Here is a 21,798-nt window from a genome sequence, read left to right on the forward strand (position 1 = left end):
CCGACCGTGCATTGCGGTCGCACAGGAACGGGCTAGTGTTCGCGGCCTGACACCTGCGACTGAAGGACACCCGTGGGATCCATACGCACCCGCCGCGCGCTCAGTGCCGCCGCCGCCCTCGCAGTCACCGGCACCGCGCTGCTCGCCGGGGCCGGCACCGCGTTCGCCGCGGACGCGCTGCACATCAACATCAGCGAGTGGAACCTCACCCTGCCCAAGGCGGTGAACGGCACCGCGGTCACCAGGACCCTGCATGTCGAGGTCGCCCACGACCTGCAGGGGCACGTCCCCTCGGCCACCCTCACCGTGGACGTCAGCGGTCTCGCCGGGGTGGCCGACGTCGTCTGGCCCGCCGGCTGCACCCACACCGGAACGGTGGGGACCTGCACCATCAGCCATGTCGACGACATCAGCAGCGGCCGGCCGCCGACCGAGCTCGGCTTCGGCCTGAAGGCCGACGCCAAGGCAGCCGACGGCGCCCAGGGCACCCTGGACTTCAAGGCCACCGCTCCCGGCCTGGCCTCCTACGAGGTCCCGGAGACCGTCTCCGTCGGCTCCGGCGCCGACCTGACCATCCAGCAGCTGAGCGCGATCCACCACGCCAAGGTCGGCTCGACCCTGAGCGCCCCGATCCAGTGGGCCAACACCGGCAACGAGACCGCCCCGTCGACCGTGCTGACGCTGGATGCCATGGCCGGGCTCGAATTCAAGCAGCACTACAGCAACTGCACGTACAGCAAGCCCACCGGAGACCTCGGCAACGTCGAGGCCGTCTGCACCATCAACACCCCGCTCGCTCCGGGCCAGGCGCTGCGGCTGGTCGACCCGGTGCAGGTGGGCGTCACCAGCGAGGCCTGGTACACCCTGCTGACCGCCTCGGTGCTGCCGCCGGGCGCGCAGGCCGCGAGCAGGGTGTCGCACAGTTCGGGCTCCACCCGGGGAACGGGACCGGAGTTGACCGCGGAGGCCGTCCCCGCCTCCTCCGTCCACTCCCGCACCGCCGACATCAACCCACAGGACAGCTACACCGAGCTCGACGTCTACGCGGACAACCACGCCCACTACAGCGCGGTCGGCGGCAGCGCCCGCGGCACCAAGGGGCAGACCGTCGACGTGACCGTGGGAATGCGCAACAACGGTCCGGCGCTGATCTACGACCGCAGCGGCGGCGACGGCATGGACGCCCTCAAGGTCACCTTCCCGGCCGGCACCACCGTCACCAAGGTGCCCGACGGCTGCGAACTGGCCCAGAAGGGCGCGGCGGCCGGCCACGGCCCCTACGAGTGCAATTCGACCTACGCCCAGGCCCCCGGCTACCAGGTCCTGTACACCTTCAAGGTCCGCCTGGACGCGGCGCTCTCCAACGCCGTCGGCAGCGCCAAGCTGACCAATGAGGCCAGCGACTACACCGGCGTTCCGGTCAGCTTCCCCTGGGACGACAGCACCAGCGGCTACACCGCGCCGATCGTCTTCAACGGCACGACCGGGACCGGCGGCTCACCGAGCACCCCGGCCTCGGCGACGGCTTCCCCGTCGTCCACCGCAGCCACCACCGCTGCCGCCACTGGCGGCTCCGCCTCTCCCTCCGCCGGCCCGACCGGCGGCTCCCTCGCCGCGACCGGTGGCGGCAGCAGCACCGGACCCCTGCTCGGCGCCGGTGCCGCTGCCCTGGCCCTGGGGGCCGGCGCACTGGTGCTCACCCGCCGCCGCAAGGCCGCCGACCACACCTGATCGGAACCCCCGCTCCACGGCCGGTGCCGTCCCGCCCCCGCGGGACGGCACCGGCCGCGTCTTCGGCCGCCCGACCTCGCCTTCCCCGTCTCTTCGCCCCAGCGTCCACACCCTTCACATCGGTGTCATAACGAAGTCGCAGAAACACCCGACCAGGGCTAATACGTTCGAGAAGCCCTGATAGAAAGTGCTTCCAGTTCGTTCTGCACGGGGGATGTTCCGGTGCCGTCCAGACGCACCAGCGAACTCCATTCGGTCTCGATGCATGACGCGACGTCATTTTCGAGGAGTATCTGCATGCCCAGAAGGGTCAATGCCGCCCTGGGCGGACATGCCGGAAAGGTCGCGCTGATAGCCGCGACCGCCGCTGCCGCCCTGTTCGTCGGCACCACCGCGGCCGGCGCCGCCTCGTTCGGCCCGTCCGGCCCGTCCGGGACGAGCGCCGGGTCGGCCGTGCCCCAGCGGGTCGGCGCCGCCGCGCGCATTCCCGTCGGCGCGGTCCGGACCGGCGCGCCCGCCGGGGGCACCCACCTCACGCTGAGCGTCGGCCTGGAGCCCCGGGACACCGCGGCCCTGAAGGCGTTCGTCGCCGCCGTGTCCACCAAGGGCAGCGCCCAGTACCACCACTACCTGGCCAAGGGTCAGTTCGCGGCCGCCTTCGGCCCGACCGCGGACACCGTCGCCAAGGTCACCGCCTCACTCAAGGCCGAGGGCCTCAACCCGGGCAAGGTCAGCGCCGACGGCCTGTCGATCCCGGTCACCACCACCCTCGCCACCGCCGCGCACGCCTTCGGCACCAGCTTCGCCGGCTACCGGCTGAAGGACGGCAGCACCGGCTACGCCAACAGCACGGCCCCGCAGCTCGCCGGGAACATCGCCGGGTACGTCTCGGGCGTCGCCGGCATGGACAGCCTGATCCGGGTGCACGCGAGCCACGGCAGCCTCAGCACCGCCGCCACGGCGCCCACCTCGACGAGCACGGCCGGCGCAGTGAGTTCCCGGACCACCACCGGCGGTCCGCAGCTGTGCAGCGCCGGCACCCAGGCGCTGAGCAGCCTCGGCAGCGACGGCCACGGGTACTACAGCGCCGGCAACCTGGCCGCGTCGTACGGGATGGAACACACCTCCACCAGCGGCAGCGGCGTCACCATCGGCCTGCTCGAACTGGAGGGCTTCTCCTCCTCAGACGTCGCGGCCTACCAGTCCTGCTACGGCACCAAGGCCGCGGTCAGCACCTACAAGGTCGACGGCGGTGCGAAGGTCGCGCCCAATCCCGACCAGAACATCGGCATCGAGTCGCTGCTGGACATCGAGGACGTGGTCGGACTGGCGCCCGGCGCCTCGATCATCGACTACGAGGGCCCGGACGCGACCGTCCTGGACGCGAACGGCAAGGCGACCCCGAACACCGCCTTCACGGACGACAACCTTGAGCACGTCTACCAGGCGATGATCGTCGACGACCGCGCCCAGGTGCTGTCCACCAGCTGGGGCGGCTGCGAGCTGGAGACCTCGGGTGCGCTGATCAACGCCGAGAACTACTACTTCATGGAGGCCGCGGCACAGGGCCAGACGGTCCTGGCCGCCTCGGGCGACGACGGCGCGAGCGACTGCGCCACGAAGACCGGAACCAGCGATGTGCTCACCGCCTCGGCCGACGACCCGGCAGGCCAGCCGTTCGTCACCGGTGTCGGCGGCACGAACCTCACCGGCAGTCCCGCCTCGGCCCGTTCCACCTGGAACAGCGGGGACGGTGCTTCCGGCGGAGGCGTTTCCGTCTGGAGCGTGCCCAACGGCAGCGGACTGGACTACCAGTCCGGCTTCACCGGCGCTGGTTACACCGCCACCCCCTGCGGCGCCACCAGCACGTCCACCTGCCGCCAGGTCCCGGACGTCGCGGCGCTGGCGGACCCCGCCAACGGCTACGCGCTCTACTCCGGCGGCGGCTGGGGCAGGCTGGGCGGCACCAGTGGCGCGGCTCCGACCTGGGCGGCACTGACCGCCATCGCCGACACCCAGAGCGCCTGCAAGGCCAACGGTCCGCTGGGCTTCATCAACCCCGCGCTCTACGCGGCGGCCAGGAGCAGCTACGCGGCCGACTTCTCCGACATCACCATTGGCAGCAACGACATCGGCAACGGCGGCTACAGCGCCGGTACCGGCTACGACCTGGCCACCGGGCTCGGTGAGCCCAAGGCGGCGGCGCTGACCACCAGCCTCTGCGGCTCGCTCACGGCCCCGGCGACCGGCTCCGGCACGTACCACGCGGTCACGCCGACCCGGCTGCTGGACACCCGCACGGGCTCCATCGTGCCGGCCGACGGCATGACCGGCGTCCAGATCGAGGGCAACGCGGGCATCCCGGCCACCGGGGTGACCTCGGTGGTCCTCAACGTGACCGTCACCGGCACCACCGGTCCCGGCTACCTGACCGCCTGGGGCGACGGCACCACCCGTCCCAAGACGTCCAACCTGAACTGGGTCAAGGGCCAGACCATCGCCAACCTGGTGACCGTCCCGGTCGCCGCGGACGGCGCGGTGGACTTCTTCGTGGCCGGCTCCACCCAGGTCATCGCCGACGTCCAGGGCTACTACACCAATGACACCAGCGGGCTGACCCTCAGCACGCAGACCCCGACCCGGATCCTGGACACCCGCTCCGCGGTCGGCGTCAGCACCAGCACCCCGGTGACCAACGGCACGATCAGCCTCAAGGTCGACGGCCTGAACGGCGTCCCGGCCACCGCCAAGGCCGTGGTGCTCAACCTCACCGCGGTCCACACCGGCAGCGCCGGCTACCTGGCCGCCTACCCCGAGGGCAGCGCCGTCCCGACCGTCTCCAACGTCAACTGGTCGGCCGCCAACACCGTCATCGCCGGACTGGCCATCGTCCCGGTCGGCGCCGACGGCAACGTCAGCATCAAGGTGGCCGGTACCGGCGATGTGCTCGCCGACGTCTTCGGCTACTTCAGCGCCGACGCCGGCGGCAGCTCGTTCACCGGCACCACCCCGACCCGGCTGCTGGACACCCGCGCCATGGTCGGCGTCGGCACCACCACCCCGCTGGCCGGCGGCAACTCCGTCGCCCTGCAGGTCACCGGCCGCGCCGGGGTCCCCACCGGCATCAAGGCCGTGGTCCTGAACGTCACCGTGGTCGGCGGCGCGACCGGCGGCTACCTCACCGCCTGGGCCGACGGCAGCGCGCGTCCCGGGTCGTCCAACCTCAACTGGTCCAACAGCAACCCGATCCCCAACCAGGTGATCGTCCCGGTCGGCGCCGACGGCAAGGTCGACCTGTACGTCAACGCCACCACCCATGTGATCGCCGACGTCTTCGGCTACTACATGTGACACCCCGCTGAGCGCTGGACAGCGAACCGCGGGACAGCGGAACAGCGGAGAGTGAGCAGCGAAGGCCCTGCCGACCGGTGATCCGGTCGGCAGGGCCTTCGCCGTCGGTGCTGCCGGCTCAGTCCAGCAGGCCGTCGTAGTCCGGCAGCTTGAAGGTGGCGTCGGCGTAGCCGCCGGCCAGGTCGCTCGCGCTGTTGCCGACGTTGGCGACGACGTCGTAGCCGTCGGCCTCGATCTGCTTGCGGGCCGCGGTCTTGAAGGACTGCAGCGACTCCAGCAGTTGCAGCGGGTTGCGGCTGTACAGGCCGTCGACGGTGTAGCCGACCGAGGTCAGGTTGTACTTGCTGACCAGGTCGATCAGGTCGGGCCGGCCGGTGACGAAGAAGACCTTCACCCCGTGCGCGGTGGCGTACTGCGCCAGCGCGAGGACCGGCGGGGTGGCCGGGACCGGGTAGCTGGACGGGTTGAAGTAGGAGGCCAGCGAGGTGTTGTCGATGTCCAGCACGATGGCGGGCTTCCCGCTGAAGGAGGCCGCCGCGACGCGCTGCTGCAGGTAGGCCTGGGCCGGGGCGGTCGCCGTACTGACGTCGGCGAGCCAGGTGGCGTAGCTGACCGTGCCGGCGCTGGTAGCGGCGCCGGCACTGGCGCTCGCGACGGCGGCGCTGCGCACCGGCGCCGAGGCGGCGGCCTGGCCGGCGAGGCCCAGGCTCAGCGCGGCGGCGCAGGCGGCGGCGGTCGCGACGGCGGCGATCGGGCGGCGTGCGGCATTCGTGGCCATGACCGGTGGTCCCTCTCTCAAGACGGCTCGGAGTCCGCACGCTTCCGGTCCCGGCGGAACTCCGAAGAACGCGGAGATGGCCGTCGTCTGATTCGCTCATGACATCTTACTCCCGGGTAAGTCCCGTGAGCAGAACGGCCCCTGACCCGCCTGGACGGGTCAGGGGCCGGGCCTGAAGGAGCGTCAGCCGGTCAGCCGTGGCCGTCCGAGCGCTTGCGGTGCATGGTGAACTGCTCGAAGACCGAGAGGTTCCCGTGCGGCATGTTGACGTTGTAGTAGGTCACCCGGAGCCGGGTGGTGTCGCCCGGGTGGCGGCCCGGGTCGACGGTGAAGGCCGCGAAGCCGTAGGGGTGTTCGGTGTCCCGGACCCCGGCCCAGACCGCCTGCTCCTTGACGTAGGTCGAGGTGCGCTTGCCGTTGGAGCCCGCGGTAGCCGAGACGGCGGTGATCACCTTGGCACTGCCGTCCTTGAAGAACGACTGGTTGGTGGTGCCCGACACACCGCCGCCGCCCAGCACCATGTGCACCGTGCCGAGGTCGGAGTCGATGTCGTCGGTCGCTGTGGAGGCCGGGTTGGGGGTGAGCGTCTCGCTGCCGGAGACCACGCCCCGGACCGCCAGCGAGCGTTCGTAGTTGTGCTCGTGGCCGCAGACCACCAGGTCCACGCCGTACCGGTCGAACAGCGGGCCGTACTTCTGGCGCAGGCCCAGGTCGGCGCCGTTGGCGTCGGAGGAGCTGATCATCACCTGGTGCATCGCGACGACGATCCAGTCGATCTCGCGGGAGGACCTGGCGGCCTTCAACTCCCGTTCCAGGAAAGACAACTGACGTCCGCCCGAGTAGCCGCTGATGTAGATGTCACCGCCGTCCTGAAGGCAGTTGTCATCGTTCTGCAGCACGATCACCCGGACCGATCCTGCGGTGAACGCGTAGTAGAGACCCGCCAGTTCGGCGTCGGTCTCGGTCGAGGGCAGCGAGAAGTAGGCCTGGTAGGCGCCCAGGCCGATGGGGCCGTTGGCGCTCTCGATCTCGTGGTTGCCGGCCGCCGGCATCCACGGACGGAAGCGGGCCGAACGGGAGTTGTTGGTGAAGAAGTTGTTCCAGGTACGGACCCGGTCCACGTCCAGGTTGGCGTAGCAGAGGTCGCCGTTGAGCAGGTGGAACAGCGGTGCGACCTGCTCGATGCCGGCCACGATGTCCTTGGAGGCGGGCGTGGAGTTGGCGTCCATGCCGGAGGGGCCGGCGGCGGTCCAGGTCACCTCCGGGGTCGCCTGGTCGCCGAAGCTGGTGAAGGTGAGCGGTGCCCGGCCGCGGGGCGCGGTGCGGAAGTTGCCGCTGTCCGGCGTGGTGCCGCGGTGCGACACCAGGTAGACGTAGTCGGTGGCGGGCTTCAGCCGGTTCAGCTCGGCGTGGTGCACGTACACCGTGCGGCCGGACTTGCCGTCGACATAGGTGCGGGTCCGCGCGCTCGCGCTGGAGCCGAAGCCGCCCTGGAGCGTGCCGTACTGCACCCGGGGCCTGTCGACCGCGCCGTCGGTGATCCAGGAGACCACCATCTGGCTGCTCGGGTCCGCGCCGAAGGTCAGGTGCAGCCCCTGCACCGGCGGCGCGCCTGCGCCGTCCAGGGTCGGGATGAAGGCGGTGGATCCGGACCCGGCCGTCCCTGCCGCGCCGACCTCCCCGGTCGCCGCCTCGGCGGTTCCGGCTCCGAGCAGCGGCACGGCCACCGCCCCGGCCCCTGCGGTGCCCAGAAGTCCGAGGGCGTGACGGCGTGAGAGCCCTCCGGGCTCCCCTGCGGATTCGTGCTGTGAGTCCATGGTGTTCCTCCAGGCAGGCGCAGCGGACCGCCCAACCCTGCTGCCCGCCGGTGACGGCACAGTGAATGAGGCCTTTCGCCCAGCCATGCACCTGACGTCTCATCACACCCACGACCGCCCGTTCAGCCCGCCTTCACCCACGGCCGTCCCGCGTCACCGCCCTCCCGGCGCTGGTCACGTCCCTGTCGGCGGTGCGGTGGCGGGTCCGGGAACCCCGAGCCTGTCAGTGGACTGTGGCTCTTCTTCTCATCCGCCCTCCAGGCCGGGCTCACTCACGGCCCCACTGGCCCAGGGTCCTGCCGGAACCGTACAACGCGCCACCGCGTCGCATAGGCACTGCCGCAAACCAAACTGGACGAGGGAAAAGTCATGCGTCGCACCATTGTCCTGGCGATGTGTTCGGGCGTACTGGTCGCTGTCACCGCTTGCGCCGCACCCGCGCAGCAACAGGGGGCGGCGACCGCCGCAACCGCTCCTCCGCAGGCGGTGGCGACAGAGCAGGCCCCCAGTTCTGTGACCACGTCCACGAGCGCGATCCCGAGTCCCAGCACAGGCAAGTCGTGCCCGACCCCCTCCCAGTGGACCAGCGAAGCCGCACCGTCATCGACGGCGACACCGGGCAACACGCCGCAGGCCGAAGCGCTCGTCCAGGCCCTGAACAAACAGGAGTTCGGCGCGTACACGGACATCTGGGGCACGGCCATCACCGACTACCCCGCAGGGCGGGTCGCGCTCTGCGTCACCGACCCCGCGCGCGGCAAGGAGCTGGCCCAGGCGGCCAAGCAGGCCGACCCGACCAAAGACCTCACCCGGCTCGACATCTACCGCTGCCGCTACTCCCAACGCACCCTGCAGGCCGCCGCCGCCAAACTGATAGCCTCCGGGCCGACGATCGCCGGGTACCCGGTCTACCAAATCGGCTCGGTCCAGGACGAGTCCGGCATCGAACTCGACACCAACCAGGCAGGCACCACCTCCACCGCCCTCCGCAATCACATTGCAGCGGAACTGGGCAGTATCCCCTTCGTCATCATCAAGGGCGAGCCAGCCGCCGATTAGTGAGCCGTGAGCTTGACGTCGTTACCTGACTGCTGCGTCTCCTGCCGGTGTCCGCCATGAACCGGTACGCGGCCACCGCCGCACCCACAGCCGACTCATTGGACCCGGTTCCGTGATGAGCCCAGCCGGGCGAAGGGCACGCACACAGCCTGCACGCCGACTGGTCCTCAGAGGTGCGTCTCTTCCCACTCCGGCTCAAGAGGGTCATAGCGCTTGAGTACCACCCCGTCCGGCAGTCCGAGCCTACTGGCGACCTTGCGCCGCTCCCGCACCTCGGCGCTGCTGCGGGGTCGGAAGCCTGGCCCGCCGCACCCGCAGGAGTGGAAGGTCAGGCCAGCTTGCAGCGTCGCCTCCAGTGCTCGCCACGCCGACCCGTCTCTTCGACGCGGGATCGCAACGTCAAAGCCTGCATTGATCATGATCTGCCCGCAGCGAGGGCACCTGTGATCACGTGACGGGGTGGCGTCCTGCTTGAAGGATGCCCGGCACGGCAGACAGACGTAGTGCCCCTTGTAGGGCCTCGCGTATCGACACATGCCGACAGGGTAGAGACGGCCTCCCCCGGAGACCACCGCTTGCGCACGGCAGTTCGGGCGGCGGCCGTGCTCATCGGTTTGGAAATCGCCTCCTGCGGTAGAGTCCCGGAACCGATACCGGCATGAACCGGGAAGGGGTGGAGCGGACTGATGCCCCGTTATGACCACTACTCGCGGGAACACCTGGAAATGCTGCGGCGCCTGGAGGAGGCGAAGCCGTCCCGCCTCCTCCAGCGGCCCGACTCGCCGCACATGGGCACCCTCTGGGAGGGTCGGTACACGGTGGTCGGCGGGCGTCTCGCGCGGTGGGTCCGCATCGTGCCCGGTTTCCGGGCGAGGGCGCGTCGCGCCGAATACGTCGTGGAGATCGACCGCGCGGAGGTCAAGACCATCAACTTCCGCCTTGAGGACCCGTCCGGTGAGGTCGTCGCAAGGATCCGCTTCAACGTGTCGGGTGCGTTCAAGGGCATGACATACCGAGAACTCACCGCCAGGGCCGCGACGGTCATGCCGGCCGACCTGCGCAAGCAGGGCTGATCGATGCAGAGGCTCGGATTCTCGCACTTCCACCCCGATTTCACCTGCGACTTCTTCCGCGAACTCGACGATCGCGGCCGCTACAGCTACGAGGACTTTGCGCAGTTGTGCGCCACGGCACCGTCCGGGCCGTTGACGGGGGTGTGGATGTCACACCACATCGAGCCGCGCGTGGCCTTCCCACAGCTGTATCCCGTCGTGGTGATCGACGACGGCACGGACGTCTTCGTGCGGAGCCTGCCAGGAACCGAGCGACACCTGACGATGAGGCTCAGCCGCGAGTACGACCTCGAACTCAGCGGGCCGCTGGTGGTCCACTGGCCGGGCATGTCGCGCCTCTTCGATCCGTCCTTCCACGAGCACATCCGGTTTCCGGTCCCGGACCGCAGACACAAGCGGCTCAGACTCCTGGACGGCGAGTGGCAGCGCAGGGACATGCTCGCCTTCGAGGGGAGAGTCCGTCCGACCGCAGCCGAGCGCTCGGGCCGGCGATGGTGGTTGCGCCGCTTCACGACGTCGCTGGACCGGGCGAGCCTCGACCAGTTCGTCGACGTGCCGCCGGCGCCGCCCGCGCCGGCCGGCCGGACGCGAGTACTCGCGGGGCCAGCTGGGCCCGCGGTGCCAGATCCGGTGACGCCGTTGAGCGAGGCGCTGAGCTACCTCCTGTATCCGGATGCCGGAGTCGTCTGGCACGCCGCGGCCAGGCAGGCCGCGCGGCTGCTCGCGCCGGCCTGGCAGGAAGTCGAAGCCGACGAGTACGCGCAGGACCGACTCGAGTGCCTGGCACTGACTGTGTACGCGCTGGCGGATGAGACGATCAACGCGCCCGCGATGGTGCCGGTCCAGGCGATTCGCAACGCGCTGAAGCAGGCGGTCCAGCAGATCGCCGACTCCGATGACGGAGAGCCGCAGAAGCTCAAGTACCGGATCATGGATGCGCTGCTCTGGACCGACCGTACGGGCGCGGTGCCCGGTGACGCGGTCGGTCGCCCGTCGGTCCACGAGCTGTACTCGAGGCTGATAGTGCCGGACTGGCACATCGGCCAGGACCGGCCGTACCTCCCGCTAGGACCGTCGGTCATGGTCGCGCTGCTGCCCTGGCTCTCCGACCGGCTGTCCCGAATTGACGAGACCGGGCTCCGACCGGCGCCGGAGCCGGCCGGCACGCTGACCGTCAACGTGTCCGGGAAAGTCTGGACCGCGGCGTCGGTGGGCACGGCCGACACCAGGAAGTTCGTCGCCTGCCCGCTGTGCGGGCCGGTGCAGGGCGCGACCATCATCGTCGACCGGGCGGAGGTGACGCTGGTGTGCGCGAATCGCCACCGCAGCCACCCCAAGGAGCTCTCCGCCCCAGTCGTCCGCCTTGGACTGCGTGAAGCCCTCGCGCACAAGGGGACCCACGTAGATCCTGCGGCTGCTGGACCGCGCACGGCGAACATCAGGGGAAGCTTCAAGGTGCGACACCGCGTCGCCTACGACCTCAAGCTGCCCGAACGGCCGACCGACCAACCAGCTGACCAGGCCGGGCCGTGGTGTCCTTGATGACCTTGCCATCGTTGCTGTACTTCGCCCGGTCCACCGACCTGATGCACGAAGTGGCCGAGCGCCTGGGCCATCTCTCGCCGGGTGGGGTGCTTCGGGAAGAGGTGTGGTCGAAGCACTTCGACATCCGACGGACCCTCGAAAAACTCGCGAAGGACGAGGAGTACGAGGAAGACGGCAAGCGTTCGATCGAGCGTCTGCTGTGGCACGACGACGAGGTGCTGCCCCGCGACTGGTTCAGCGTCAGCGGGCAGACCGTGACGTGGCTCTTGGCCCACGGACCCGTGCCGCCGTTCCTGACCGCCTGGCGTCACGGCGAGATCCCCTGGCCGTTCGCAGGGCAGCCGGTCCCCCGGGAATTCCTGTACACGGCCGATCCGCTGCTGCGGCTCCGGGCTCTGCTTCCGGACTGGCCGGCCCCGGGCTACGACCGCGAGCGCATTCACCTCGATGCCCTCGAACAGCTCGAATCCGGCCTGCTCCTGGCGCGAGCCGACCGTTACGACCTGCTCACACAGGTCCTGCAAGCCGACGGTGCTCCACTGCTGGACGGGGTACGCACCGCCTTCCAGGATTCCGTGGACCACCAGAACGCGGCCGCGCTTCGCAATGCCCTGGTACCCGAACGTCGCGCGCGGGACTTCCTCTTCCGGACGTATGCGACCGAGGACGATCCCGAACCCGACGAGCCGGCATTCGCGGTCGACTGGGATGCAGTCAGAACGGCGGCGCAGCGAAACGACGCTGAGCTGCTACGGCACGGCCCCACGGTGGTCGGCCACCCCCACTGCCCACCCGACGTCCGCCGACACGCCGCAATGCACTGGCGGGACCAGTTCGTGTGGTCTCGCCTGCTGACCGACCGCCACACAGGCCGGGCTCTGCTGCGCGAGCTCCCGATCAAACCGGATCTGTCCCTCGCCGTGCCTCTGGGCTACGCCGGACCCGACGGGGTCGGCGCGCAGGACGTCCTCGAACTGGCCCACCCGGCTGACCTCGTCCTGCGCGACGCGGCGCAACTCCCCGGCATCGCGCGCCATCACCCCCTGCAGTGCGTGATCACCGAGCAGGACACCAGGGGCTCAGCGCTGTTGTGCAAGGCGATCACCGACCTGACCGATCAGCACCTGGGCGAAAACACCGACACCTGGACGAACGCCTGCCGCTTGATCCGGGCCCCCGGCTTCTCCGGCACCGTGACCCGACTGCTCCACGCGGCAACAAGCTGACGCGAGCGCACCGAACTCAAGTTGAGCTGTCACAAGGGTCGGACGCGGCGGTCTCCGCGCAGGGCGTGCCATTGGGCTGCGGTGAGGCGTTGGGGCAGGGACGGTGGGCGGGTGAGCAGTTCGAAGACGTAGCGGCAGGCTTCGGCCTCGTCGGTGAAGCGGAGGTGAATGGTCGGCTGGACGTCCTTCTTCGCGACGCCGATGACCCAGAGCTCGTCGAACTCGTCCCACATGAGAGCGAAGACGTCCAGGGGTCGGCCGGATCGTGGTCGATGCAGTAGGGCTCGCTGCTGCCGGACACCTTCAGCGCCGCTTCGAGTTCGGCACGCGTGGTCAGCGGCAGCCCCTGGTCGCGCAGTCGGCTTCGTTCGTGGACCCTGCCATCCGAACCGCCCCCCGTCAGTCCGAGCACCAGCTACGTGCCCCCGCTCGCAACCCGACGTCCATTCGGGTGTTCGCGGTGTGACGTACCGTTACTCGAAGAAGGCATAGACCCGAATTGCCCCACTGACGCTTCGTCATCTGATGGCACTCCACACCCCTTCGCTGCCATCCCCAGGGCGAATCGAAGCCGGACCGCGATGGAAGATCATCTGAAAGATGCACAAGTAGGCCAGAGACGTACATCAACGTCCCACCAGTGACGCTCCCCGGGATGGCGGCCTCGACCCGGGCCAGGTCGCCGACCGCCGCGCCCTGGCCCTGACCGGATCGCCGAGCAAGGGCAACGCCGTTGGCGGCGGGTTCGGGCTGCCCGGGCTCACCCTCATCTCACGCGGGTTGTCCACGGCCCACCCACTCCGTGGGTGCGCGACGATGCCGATGGCTCGCAGAGCGCGAACCCGGCACCGCGGGCCGTCACCTACGCCGTCCGACTCACCCAGATCCCCACCACCGTGAACACCACCGCCAGGGGCACCCCCCGCGCACGTGGGAGCACCATCGCGACAGTCGCCCCAACTGTTCCCGTCACCGGGCGAATAGGAGTACGCAAAGAATCAAAAACAGCCAGTATCGACGAACGTCGATACTGCTCTGACCTGTGCTTGCCCCGCTCGTCCATGACGATCGGCCTCCCCCGGTGCGCCCTTCACACCAGGGCGGACCTGGCCGGTCCCGGGCAGGCCCGCCCTGGTGTGAAGGGGCGCGTGGTGATCAGCCGATGCAGTAGCCCTCGATGTCCGCAACCACGTTGACGCTGCCCGCACTGTTGGCGATCTCGATCTTCCCGTCCGCACCCACCGGCACCATGACCAGATCCGCGCGCGTCGCGCCTGCGGCGAGAGTGAGGTCGGAACCGAGGGTCGCGGAGGTCCCGTCTGCGCGCACCGTCAGACCGGTGGCGGACGTGGCCCCCACCCCGGTCAGGTTCAGCACTACGGCCGTGGCACCGGCCGGAATCCCCTGCACTCCCGCGACCGCGACCGCGAGCGTGCTGTTCGCGCCGAGTGCCCGCTGTACCGCCCCGGTGCCGTTGCGAGTGTCCAGTACCCGGGTCGGGGAGACCGGGAAGTAGGGCGCGCCCGCCTGCGCCGCGGCGGTGGCTGCAACCGCAGAGGTCGGGTCGGAGACGGTGGTGCCCTCAAGGTCGGCCACCAGGTCCACACTGCCCGTGCGGTTGTAGAACTGCACCTGGCCCGAACTGTTCACCGGCGCAACCACGAGGTTGGACGTGGTCTGACCCGTCGTGAAGTTCAGCGCCGACGAGGCGGGGACCCCGCCTGTGCTGGGCTCCACACCGACCCAGCCGGCGGAAGAGGTATCGGTCGCGGTCAGGTTCAGCAGCACCGCCGAGGCGTTGGTGTAACTGCCCGTCGGGAGTTGCACGGTGACCACGCCACCCGCGAGGACCTTGCCCTTGCCCGTGCCGGTGCCGTTGCGGGTGTCCAGTACCCGAGTCAACGCGGTGGCCCTGTCGAACCCGGCGCCAGCAGTGTCGACCGGCGCGGAGGTGCTGTAGTAGCCCTCGACGTCGGCGACCAGGTCGACCGTCCCCGCATGGTTGTAGAGGTCGACGTACCCGTCGGCGCCCACGCGTACGGTGGCGAGGTTTGGGGTCACCTGGCCGACGACCAGGTTGAGGTTCGAAGCGGTGGGGGTGGACCCACCGTCCGGATAAGCGGTCACATAGGTGCCGGCCGATGCGTTGACACCGGTCAGGTTGAGGGTGACCGCCGAGACCCCGCTGCTGGGGATCCCGTCTGCTCCGGCCACCTTGAGCCTCACCACTCCGCCCGCGCCGACCTTGGCCTTGAGCGCGCCGAGCCCAGTCCTGGTGTCCAGCATGCGCGTGGGACCGAAGGGGACGAAAACGCTGCCCACCGTGGTCGTGCTGGTGGTGTCCGCAGTCCGGCCACCGGCGTCCTGCAAGGTGAGGGTCACGGTGTAGGTGCCCGGCGCGGCGTACGTGTGGTTGGTGACTCCGCCGAAGGCGGCGCCGAGGTCGACCGGCGCGGTGCCGTCGCCGAAGTCCACGGTGTGGTCCGTGATGCTCCAGTCGTCGGTGGTCGCCGTGGCGTCGGTGCGCACAGTGAGACTGCTCATGCCGTACGCATGGCTGAGCGACAGGGAGGGCACCAGGGGCGCGGTCTTGGCGGCGGTCACGTATGCCTGCTTCGTACTGGTGAACACCGTGCCGTCGGCCGCAGTCGCGGTGGTGCTCACCCGGTAGTTGCCGACTGAGGTGTACGTGTGCGCAGTGCTAGGAGAGCTGGTCGTCACCGGGGTGCTGCCGTCGCCGAAGTCGAAGGTGTAACTGGCGATCCGGGTGTGCCAGGGATTGCTCTCGACGGCCGATACCGTCTCGGTCAACGGGGCCGGACCCTCGGCGACCGACACCGTCGGTACCGCCGCGTACGGATCCTGGGTCTCGGTCGCACCGCGGTCGTAGTAGCTGAAGGCTCCGCTCCCGGTATCGGCCGCCAGGGGGTCGTCCACGCGGGAGTGGCCCTTGCCGTCGGTAACCGTCTCTCCGGGCGCGTCGGCGTTGGCCGAGTCGATCAGCGGCGCCAGCACATCGCTCGAAACGGTCGTCCGGAAGTCGGTGTCGTGGGCACCCTGCCCGGTGCCGGCATCCAGTGCCGCGGGTGTCGCGTACGAGGTGCCGGCCCAGTTGTAGAAGGCACTCGCCGTGTCACGGTCCTCGACGGTGTTGAAGTCCAGGGTGGTGCTCCCGGCGGCGCCGGCTGAGACGATCACCGGGGTGCTGGTGCCGTAGCCACTGCACCCGCCGTTGTCCCCGAGCAGGATCGCGTTGTTCTCGACGGTCGTGTCGGTCGAGGTCCCCGAGAGGACGAGCGCGGTGTTGCATCCGCTCTGGTCGTCGAAGGTGTTGCCGACCACGTCGGTGCCGGTAGCGCCGTTCACTTGCAAGGGCACACCGCGCCAATAGTAGAAACGGTCAGCGGTGACCACCGTCCCGGCAGCCCCTGCAGCGATGACTGCACCCGCTCCACCTGGCTGCGAATCCACCTCGTCACGGCTCAGCGTCACATCGCTGCTCGAACCGTCAACGGCGACGGCGGACGGGGAATCATCACCATCGACGCGGTCTCCGTCCAGCGTGACGCCATGGGAACCGCTGACAGCCACCACGGGTGATGATGCACCGTTGCTGCCGACGAAAAACCCGCGCACGGTGACGTTGTGCACATGGTCGAAGGTGATGGCGGCTGTCGTACCACCGGCGGGTACAACGATGTCCGCGAAGACTTTGCCCTGCTGAGCGATGGTGATCGGGGCGCTCGCCGAGCCTGAGGTCCTGATGTCCACCGGCAGGTAGTTGCCGCCGAGGACGGCCACCGTGTCCCCCGGTTGCGCGGCGTCCACCGCGGGTTGCAGGGTGCAGTAGGGCTGCGCCTGGGAGCCGGCGTCAGCGGCACTGTCCGAGCAGTTCGCGGTGGCCCGGTTGCTCACGTAGATCGTCGAGCCGTCGGCGTGGGCAGTGCTCGGGACAACGGCCAGGCAGGCCGCGACGGCGACCGCAAGAGTCGCCGAAGCGGCTATGGAACGGGTTGGCACTGCTTCCCCTTGGTGGCGCATGGATGGATGAGGCAGTGCACCATCATGCTCATGCACATACGGCGCGGCTACACCGGGCCGCCGTGCATCGGATGTGGATCCGCGCAGGTCAAGCTGGGGACTGCGATATCGGAGGGTGAAAAAACCACTCTTGTCAGCAGATCGCCCACACCGCCGATCATCCACGGGCTTCCGGACACCCGCACCATGCTCGGGCACCACCCCAGCGCCGGCCAGGTCCGGTTGCTGCAGGCCCATGGCATCGGATGCCGACTGCCCCCGGACCGGCAACCCGGCGACATCCCCCTGGCCGCCCGACTGGAACAGCGACGGCATCGTGACCCCGGCGTCTACCGACCCGGCAACAACACCCTCTACTTCAACAACACCACCACAACCAACACCACCGACCACTCCGTCGCCTACGGCGCGACCGGCAGCGTCCCCGTCATCGGCGACTGGACCGGCCAGTAGCAACCCTCGCCACAGCCAACACCGGCCGGAGCCGCCCTCTCAACGAGGCGGCCCCGGCACCTTGGGGAGAGGAGTGGCCACGCCGGGACTCGGAGGTGGATCAGGCCGGGGCCGGGTCCCATCCGTCGCCTGGGCTTCGCCTGTGACGAAGGCCACAGGCGAGGCCGCTCTCCTTTTGCCCCAGGGGCGAAATGCCGCTTCGGAGCGTTCGGGCCGGGAGTAGCATCCTCGCGACCTTCGTGGAATTCGACCATGCGAAATTCCTGCCCGACTTGTTCCCGCCTGGCGGGAATTGGGGACATTCATGAATTTCAGGCGCAAAGTCGCCATCACGGCCGCGGCGCTGCTCGCCGGCGGCGGCCTGACCCCGGTGGCCACGGCCACCGCCGTCCAGCCGACCGACCTCTACGTGAGCACGTCCTCCTTCTGCAACAACGCTGGACCGGGCACTGAAGCCCGACCCTTCTGCACCATTCAGGCAGCCGCGAACGCCGTGAATCCCGGACAGACCGTCCTTGTTGAGCCGGGTATCTATCTGGGCCCGGCGACCCTCTCGCGTTCCGGAAATCCGGGCGCCCCGATCACCTTCGAGTCAGCCACGCCCCGTTCCGACGTCAACTGGAACACACCGGTGACGATCGAGAACTCGGGGTCCACGGCGACGGTCCTCACCCTGGCTGATGTGCACGACGTCCGCATCAGTGGGATCACGGTCCAGGGCAACCTGAGCTCCGGGATCGACGTGACGGGCTCCCACAACATCACCTTCGACACAGACGACGTCACCGGAGGTACCGCCGCGACGCATGGCATCGCGATCGACGGTTCGTCCTCGGGCATTGTGGTGACCAGGACCGCCGTCACCAACACCGGCGGCACATTCCAACTCGCCGCGGGAGCCGGCCAGGTCACGATCGCCGACGACATCATGGCCACCACTCGCGGCCAGGTGATCTCGGCCACCGGCGTCTCGGGGCTGTCCGTGACAGGGAACACGGTCGCCGGCGCTTCCTGCGAGCCCGCGATCGGCATCGCCGGCGGCTCCACAGGTGTCACGGTCGAGAACAACGCCGTCAGGGGCTACGCCGCGGACCCGTCCGCCTGTGCGGCACTCCCGCTGCTGTCGGTCGCGGCGGACTCCACCAGTGGCGTGAACGTCGGATACAACGCGTGGTCAGCCGTGGCACCCCGGTTCGACTACTCCTGGGGTACCACGAATTACACGACCGCGACGGCCTTCGCGGCGGGTGTCCCCGGTCAGGGAGGCCACGACATCGACGTCCCGACGGCGGACGTGACGCCGACGCCCGCGGAAGGATCCCCGCTGATCGACTCCGCCGACGCGTCGGCACCCGGCGAGGCCGTCGCCGACTTCTACGGCAGCCCGCGCGCCGACGACCCGAACACGCCGAACACCGGCACGGGCAGTGGATTCGTGGACCGGGGCGCGGTCGAGCACGAGGACACCCTCGCGCTCGCCCCGACCTACAGCCCGGCCACCCCGCTGGGCGCCGCCCCGTACACCTTCTCGGTCACCCCGAACGCCGGTGACAGCTGGGGAGACGCCCTCACGACCACCGTCGACTTCGGTGACAGCAGCGGCGCGCAGACGGTCAGCGGCGGCCAGATCTCGCACGTGTACAGCACACCCGGCATCCACACGGCGACCACCACGACGGCCGACGTCAACGGATACGCCGTAAAGCGGACCCAGACCGTCCAAGTGGCCACATCCACCGCTCCGGGCGTCACGCTCACCGCAACGACCCTCGCTTCGAGCGGGTCGTTGGTCTGGGTCTGGCCCGACGAGGCCGGCTTCACCCTCGGCGCGGGAGCCAATCGCTGGGAGATCAAGAGCGCCCAGTTCTACCCAGGAGACGGCACATCGCCGAGGACGATCACCCAGGACACGTTCGGCCAGTCATACGCCCACCCAGGCACGTACACGGCCAAGATCGTCACCACCGACGTACTCGGTCGCACCTCGACGGCCAGCACGACGGTCACCGTAGGCGACGAGTTCATCCCGAAGGGCCCTGAGCGTGTCTTCGACAGTCGAAACCGCCATGTGGACAGCGTTCCGGCGCACGGGACCGTCCAGCTGCCCCTGAGTCTGTTCGGTGACGCTTACCCGGGGGTGGACGGAGTCGGCGTGACGGTCACCGTCACAGACACCAAGGCGAGCGGATACGTCACCGTCTACCCGGACCGCACCACTCGCCCGACCAGTTCGTCGCTCAACTTCGTCCGGGGGCTGACGGTCGCCAACAGCCTTCTGGCCTCGGCCGGAAGCGACGGTGAGGTGGACTTCTACAACGGCAGCGCGGGGCCGATCGATCTGATCGTCGACACCTTCGGCTACCAGATGGGCTCGGCATCCAACAGCAGCGGTGACACCTACGGTGCCGTCGGCCCGGTGCGTGTGCTGGACACCCGCTACGGCACCGGAGCTGCCAAGTCCCCGGTCAGCGGCGGTGGTTCGGTGACCGTGACGGTCGGCGGCCACAACGGCGTTCCCACCAGTGCAACTGCGGTGGTGCTCAACGTGGCCACCACGGACACCAAGACTGCTGGGGCCCTGACGGCCTACGGCGACGGCTACGGCAACCCGGGCACCTCCAACTCCAACTGGGCCGCGGGGCAGACGGTTTCCAACCTGGTCGTGGTGCCGGTGACCGATGGCAGGGTCGTCCTCTCCAACGGCGGGGCCGGCACCGTCGACTTCGTCGCGGACCTGGTCGGCTACTACCAGGCCTTCGCCGGAGGTTCTGTCATCATGCCGACCGGACCGGCTCAGATCCTCGACACCCGGTACGGCACCGGCACTGGCGGCCACATCGCCAAGCTCGGTGCCCGGGCGTCGATCAAACTCCATCTCGCCGGGCTGAACGGAGTTCCCCTCAGCGCGGTGGCGGCGGAGCTCAACCTGACCGTCACCGGCACCACCGGCGCCGGGTTCATCAGCGCGTACCCTGACGGCGCGTCACCGCCGAACGCGTCCAGCCTGAACTTCGCCGCCGGTCAGACGGTGGCCAACGCCGCCGTGACGCCGGTCGGTCCGGACGGGTCGATCGTCCTCTACAACGGCGGCAATACCCCGGTCGACCTGATCGTGGACCTGAACGGGACGTTCGCAGCCTCATCCTGAACTGCGACGACCCGGTGGGGCTTGGCGGCGGTCTCGCTACCGCCGCCAAGCCCCACGTCATCGCCGATCTTGCCGCCGCTCACCGCGAGTTCACCGCGCACGACGTGCCGGTACTGCGCGAGCCCCGGCGTGAGCCGTGGGGTCTGTTGGAGATGTGGGTCAGCGACCCCGACGGCGTGCGCATCTGTGTGGTGGAGGTCCCTGCCGACCATCCCCTGCGCCTGCGCCTGTGAGGCTGGCGATGGCGGGACGGAACTCATCGGTCGCGTGGGCGGAACGTGGAAGTTGCCCCAACAGGCAACCACAGTGCCCCGGCGCACCTCGGCAACGAGGGTGGCTGCGGTGTAGGCATGGGAGGGCGATTCGGAAGGCGGTTCGCAGGGAGCACAGGGAGCGGCCAGTGCAGGCACATGAGGAACGGGGCAAGCTGCCGAAAGGGGCTTCGCCGGGGCGGGCCCCAGGAGTGACCTCCCGGTCGGCCGCCCCGCAGGCCACCTTCACGTCTGCCGTCTCATCGGTTCTCGCCCTGCAGCGTCTGGCGGGCAACGCCGCCGTGTCCCGTGCCCTGACGGGTCAGGGACAGGGACAGCAGGCTCCCCTGCCGGTGCAGCGCTCCGGCAGGCAGCCCGGACCCGCCCGCGGGACGTACGGATTCCGCGCTCGCGAGGCGGCTCTGCTGGAAGAGGAGTACGGGGACCCGATCTCCGGCCGTACACACCAGCACGAGCACTCCGTCCTCTTCAACGTCGGTGCCCGAGGCAGCGGCATGCAGCGGGGAGCGTCCGGCCCCGCAGGCCAACCCATTCGCCGGCTGGAAGCCGAGATGCCTTCCTATCCCGAGACCCTCAGAGCACACCGCAGCCACGAAGGCACGGGCAACAGGCTCACTGACCCTGGCCGCACCGGGATGACCGGGCGCGAGTACCGGGATGCCCAGCACAGCGCCATCGCCGACCGGGACAGGGACAATCCGTACGCGGCACTCGTGCTCAACCAGATGGGCTACGCTGACATGCCTGAGTTCCACGCGCAGACGGGCACCGTGGCCGGCCGCCAGTCGGATGCCGGCTACAGGGCGATGGTGGACAGTGGGCATCGGGTTCCGCACTTCACCGGTCCCGGCCAGACCCGGAGGACACGACCGCTGATCGCTTCGGAACAGGCCGAGGCCATCTCGATGCGGCAGCAGATGCGCACCGGACGGTACCCGGACGCCCGGGAGCAGGACAGGTTGATGAGGCAGTACGGCGCTCACAACCCCCAACTGAGGTCTCAGGGACCGTCCGAGGGCCTCACCATGTCCGACTACTCGGATCTCGACGCCAGCAGTGGGCGCAGTCACAGTCCCGAGGAACGCGAAACCAACTACCGCGCCCGCAGCCAGCACCGTGGCCGCGCCCGCAGCACGGTCCGGGCCAACCGCAACCGCACTCCGGCCCCGAGCATTCGCGAAGCCGACGACTACGGCAGCGTCGTCGTTGAGGAGGAGCGGGGGCGCGGGCGTAGCCGGAGCCGCAGCCGGAGCCGCAGCCGGAGTCGTAGCCGCAGTCGGGGCCAGGCTGTTCGGGGTCCCGCT

Annotated in this window: 13 protein-coding genes and 2 pseudogenes; 10 read left to right on the forward strand and 5 right to left on the reverse strand. The window is 69.5% G+C overall.

All coding sequences use genetic code 11. The features are described 5' to 3' along the window. Positions 1-72: 72 nt before the first annotated feature. Both TR46_RS20455 and TR46_RS20460 read left to right on the forward strand, forming a co-directional pair. On the forward strand, positions 73-1,731 hold the full coding sequence (locus tag TR46_RS20455; protein WP_042403337.1) for an LPXTG cell wall anchor domain-containing protein: 1,659 nt from the start codon (positions 73-75) through the stop codon (positions 1,729-1,731). 297 nt (positions 1,732-2,028) lie between these two features. Then, a complete protein-coding gene (locus TR46_RS20460; RefSeq protein ID WP_042403345.1) occupies positions 2,029-5,082 on the forward strand; it encodes a S53 family peptidase in 3,054 nt (1,017 codons plus the stop codon). A gap of 118 nt (positions 5,083-5,200) precedes the next feature. On the opposite strand, the gene TR46_RS20465 is transcribed toward TR46_RS20460, so the two are convergent. Together TR46_RS20465 and TR46_RS20470 are read right to left on the reverse strand one after the other, a co-directional pair. Continuing rightward, entirely contained in the window at positions 5,201-5,860 is a 660-nt protein-coding gene (locus TR46_RS20465) for an HAD family acid phosphatase (protein ID WP_084718766.1), read from the reverse strand. 191 nt (positions 5,861-6,051) lie between these two features. Beyond that, positions 6,052-7,677, reverse strand: coding sequence for a purple acid phosphatase family protein (locus tag TR46_RS20470; RefSeq protein ID WP_042403347.1), 1,626 nt, complete (start codon positions 7,675-7,677; stop codon positions 6,052-6,054). A 369-nt stretch (positions 7,678-8,046) separates the two neighbouring features. Here TR46_RS20470 and TR46_RS20475 point away from each other — a divergent pair, with 369 nt between their 5' ends. Beyond that, positions 8,047-8,736: a hypothetical protein gene (locus TR46_RS20475; protein ID WP_152626589.1), complete on the forward strand. Its 690-nt coding sequence runs from the start codon at positions 8,047-8,049 to the stop codon at positions 8,734-8,736. Between the two features lie 686 nt (positions 8,737-9,422). Continuing rightward, the gene (locus tag TR46_RS20480; RefSeq protein ID WP_042403350.1) at positions 9,423-9,809 is read left to right on the forward strand and encodes a hypothetical protein; all 387 of its coding nucleotides are present in this window, start codon (positions 9,423-9,425) and stop codon (positions 9,807-9,809) included. A gap of 150 nt (positions 9,810-9,959) precedes the next feature. On the opposite strand, the gene TR46_RS42440 is transcribed toward TR46_RS20480, so the two are convergent. After that, entirely contained in the window at positions 9,960-10,166 is a 207-nt protein-coding gene (locus TR46_RS42440; RefSeq protein WP_161790167.1) for a hypothetical protein, read from the reverse strand. Positions 10,167-10,244: 78 nt separating this feature from the next. Between TR46_RS42440 and TR46_RS20485 the strand changes: the two genes are divergently transcribed. Together TR46_RS20485 and TR46_RS41225 are read left to right on the forward strand one after the other, a co-directional pair. Beyond that, positions 10,245-11,351 carry a hypothetical protein gene (locus TR46_RS20485; protein ID WP_161790168.1) on the forward strand — a complete coding sequence of 369 codons (1,107 nt, stop codon included), beginning with the start codon at positions 10,245-10,247 and terminating at the stop codon, positions 11,349-11,351. After that, on the forward strand, positions 11,351-12,580 hold the full coding sequence (locus TR46_RS41225; RefSeq protein WP_152626590.1) for a hypothetical protein: 1,230 nt from the start codon (positions 11,351-11,353) through the stop codon (positions 12,578-12,580). The genes TR46_RS20485 and TR46_RS41225 overlap by 1 nt, the downstream gene beginning before the upstream one ends. 29 nt (positions 12,581-12,609) lie before the next feature. Here the strand turns inward: TR46_RS41225 and TR46_RS41230 are convergent, their stop codons facing one another. Both TR46_RS41230 and TR46_RS20500 read right to left on the reverse strand, forming a co-directional pair. Then, positions 12,610-12,813: a hypothetical protein gene (locus TR46_RS41230; RefSeq protein ID WP_042403356.1), complete on the reverse strand. Its 204-nt coding sequence runs from the start codon at positions 12,811-12,813 to the stop codon at positions 12,610-12,612. 922 nt (positions 12,814-13,735) lie between these two features. Further along, positions 13,736-16,600 (reverse strand): beta strand repeat-containing protein, encoded by a 2,865-nt coding sequence (locus TR46_RS20500; protein ID WP_161790169.1) that lies wholly within the window; start codon positions 16,598-16,600, stop codon positions 13,736-13,738. A gap of 207 nt (positions 16,601-16,807) precedes the next feature. On the opposite strand from TR46_RS20500, the gene TR46_RS42445 reads away from it, so the two are divergent. The 4 genes and pseudogenes from TR46_RS42445 to TR46_RS44365 form a co-directional block, all read left to right on the forward strand. Further along, positions 16,808-17,074: a hypothetical protein gene (locus TR46_RS42445; protein ID WP_042403357.1), complete on the forward strand. Its 267-nt coding sequence runs from the start codon at positions 16,808-16,810 to the stop codon at positions 17,072-17,074. A gap of 304 nt (positions 17,075-17,378) precedes the next feature. Beyond that, the gene (locus TR46_RS20510; protein WP_042403358.1) at positions 17,379-20,222 is read left to right on the forward strand and encodes a PKD domain-containing protein; all 2,844 of its coding nucleotides are present in this window, start codon (positions 17,379-17,381) and stop codon (positions 20,220-20,222) included. Between the two features lie 59 nt (positions 20,223-20,281). Next, a pseudogene (locus TR46_RS20515) lies at positions 20,282-20,455 on the forward strand (VOC family protein); the annotation flags it as partial. Positions 20,456-21,045: 590 nt separating this feature from the next. Continuing rightward, positions 21,046-21,798 (forward strand): annotated as a pseudogene (locus tag TR46_RS44365) (hypothetical protein); the annotation flags it as partial.

This window comes from Streptacidiphilus carbonis, assembly GCF_000787775.1.
Lineage (GTDB): Bacteria > Actinomycetota > Actinomycetes > Streptomycetales > Streptomycetaceae > Streptacidiphilus > Streptacidiphilus carbonis.

Excerpts from the sequence above, each read along its gene's own strand:
- TR46_RS20460 (WP_042403345.1), top strand. The coding sequence starts at position 2,029 with ATGCCCAGAAGGGTCAATGCCGCCCTGGGCGGACATGCCGGAAAGGTC.
- TR46_RS20465 (WP_084718766.1), bottom strand. The coding sequence starts at position 5,860 with ATGGCCACGAATGCCGCACGCCGCCCGATCGCCGCCGTCGCGACCGCC.
- TR46_RS20470 (WP_042403347.1), bottom strand. The coding sequence starts at position 7,677 with ATGGACTCACAGCACGAATCCGCAGGGGAGCCCGGAGGGCTCTCACGC.
- TR46_RS20475 (WP_152626589.1), top strand. The coding sequence starts at position 8,047 with ATGCGTCGCACCATTGTCCTGGCGATGTGTTCGGGCGTACTGGTCGCT.
- TR46_RS20480 (WP_042403350.1), top strand. The coding sequence starts at position 9,423 with ATGCCCCGTTATGACCACTACTCGCGGGAACACCTGGAAATGCTGCGG.
- TR46_RS20485 (WP_161790168.1), top strand. The coding sequence starts at position 10,245 with ATGCTCGCCTTCGAGGGGAGAGTCCGTCCGACCGCAGCCGAGCGCTCG.
- TR46_RS41225 (WP_152626590.1), top strand. The coding sequence starts at position 11,351 with ATGACCTTGCCATCGTTGCTGTACTTCGCCCGGTCCACCGACCTGATG.
- TR46_RS41230 (WP_042403356.1), bottom strand. The coding sequence starts at position 12,813 with ATGTGGGACGAGTTCGACGAGCTCTGGGTCATCGGCGTCGCGAAGAAG.
- TR46_RS42445 (WP_042403357.1), top strand. The coding sequence starts at position 16,808 with ATGCTCGGGCACCACCCCAGCGCCGGCCAGGTCCGGTTGCTGCAGGCC.
- TR46_RS20510 (WP_042403358.1), top strand. The coding sequence starts at position 17,379 with ATGAATTTCAGGCGCAAAGTCGCCATCACGGCCGCGGCGCTGCTCGCC.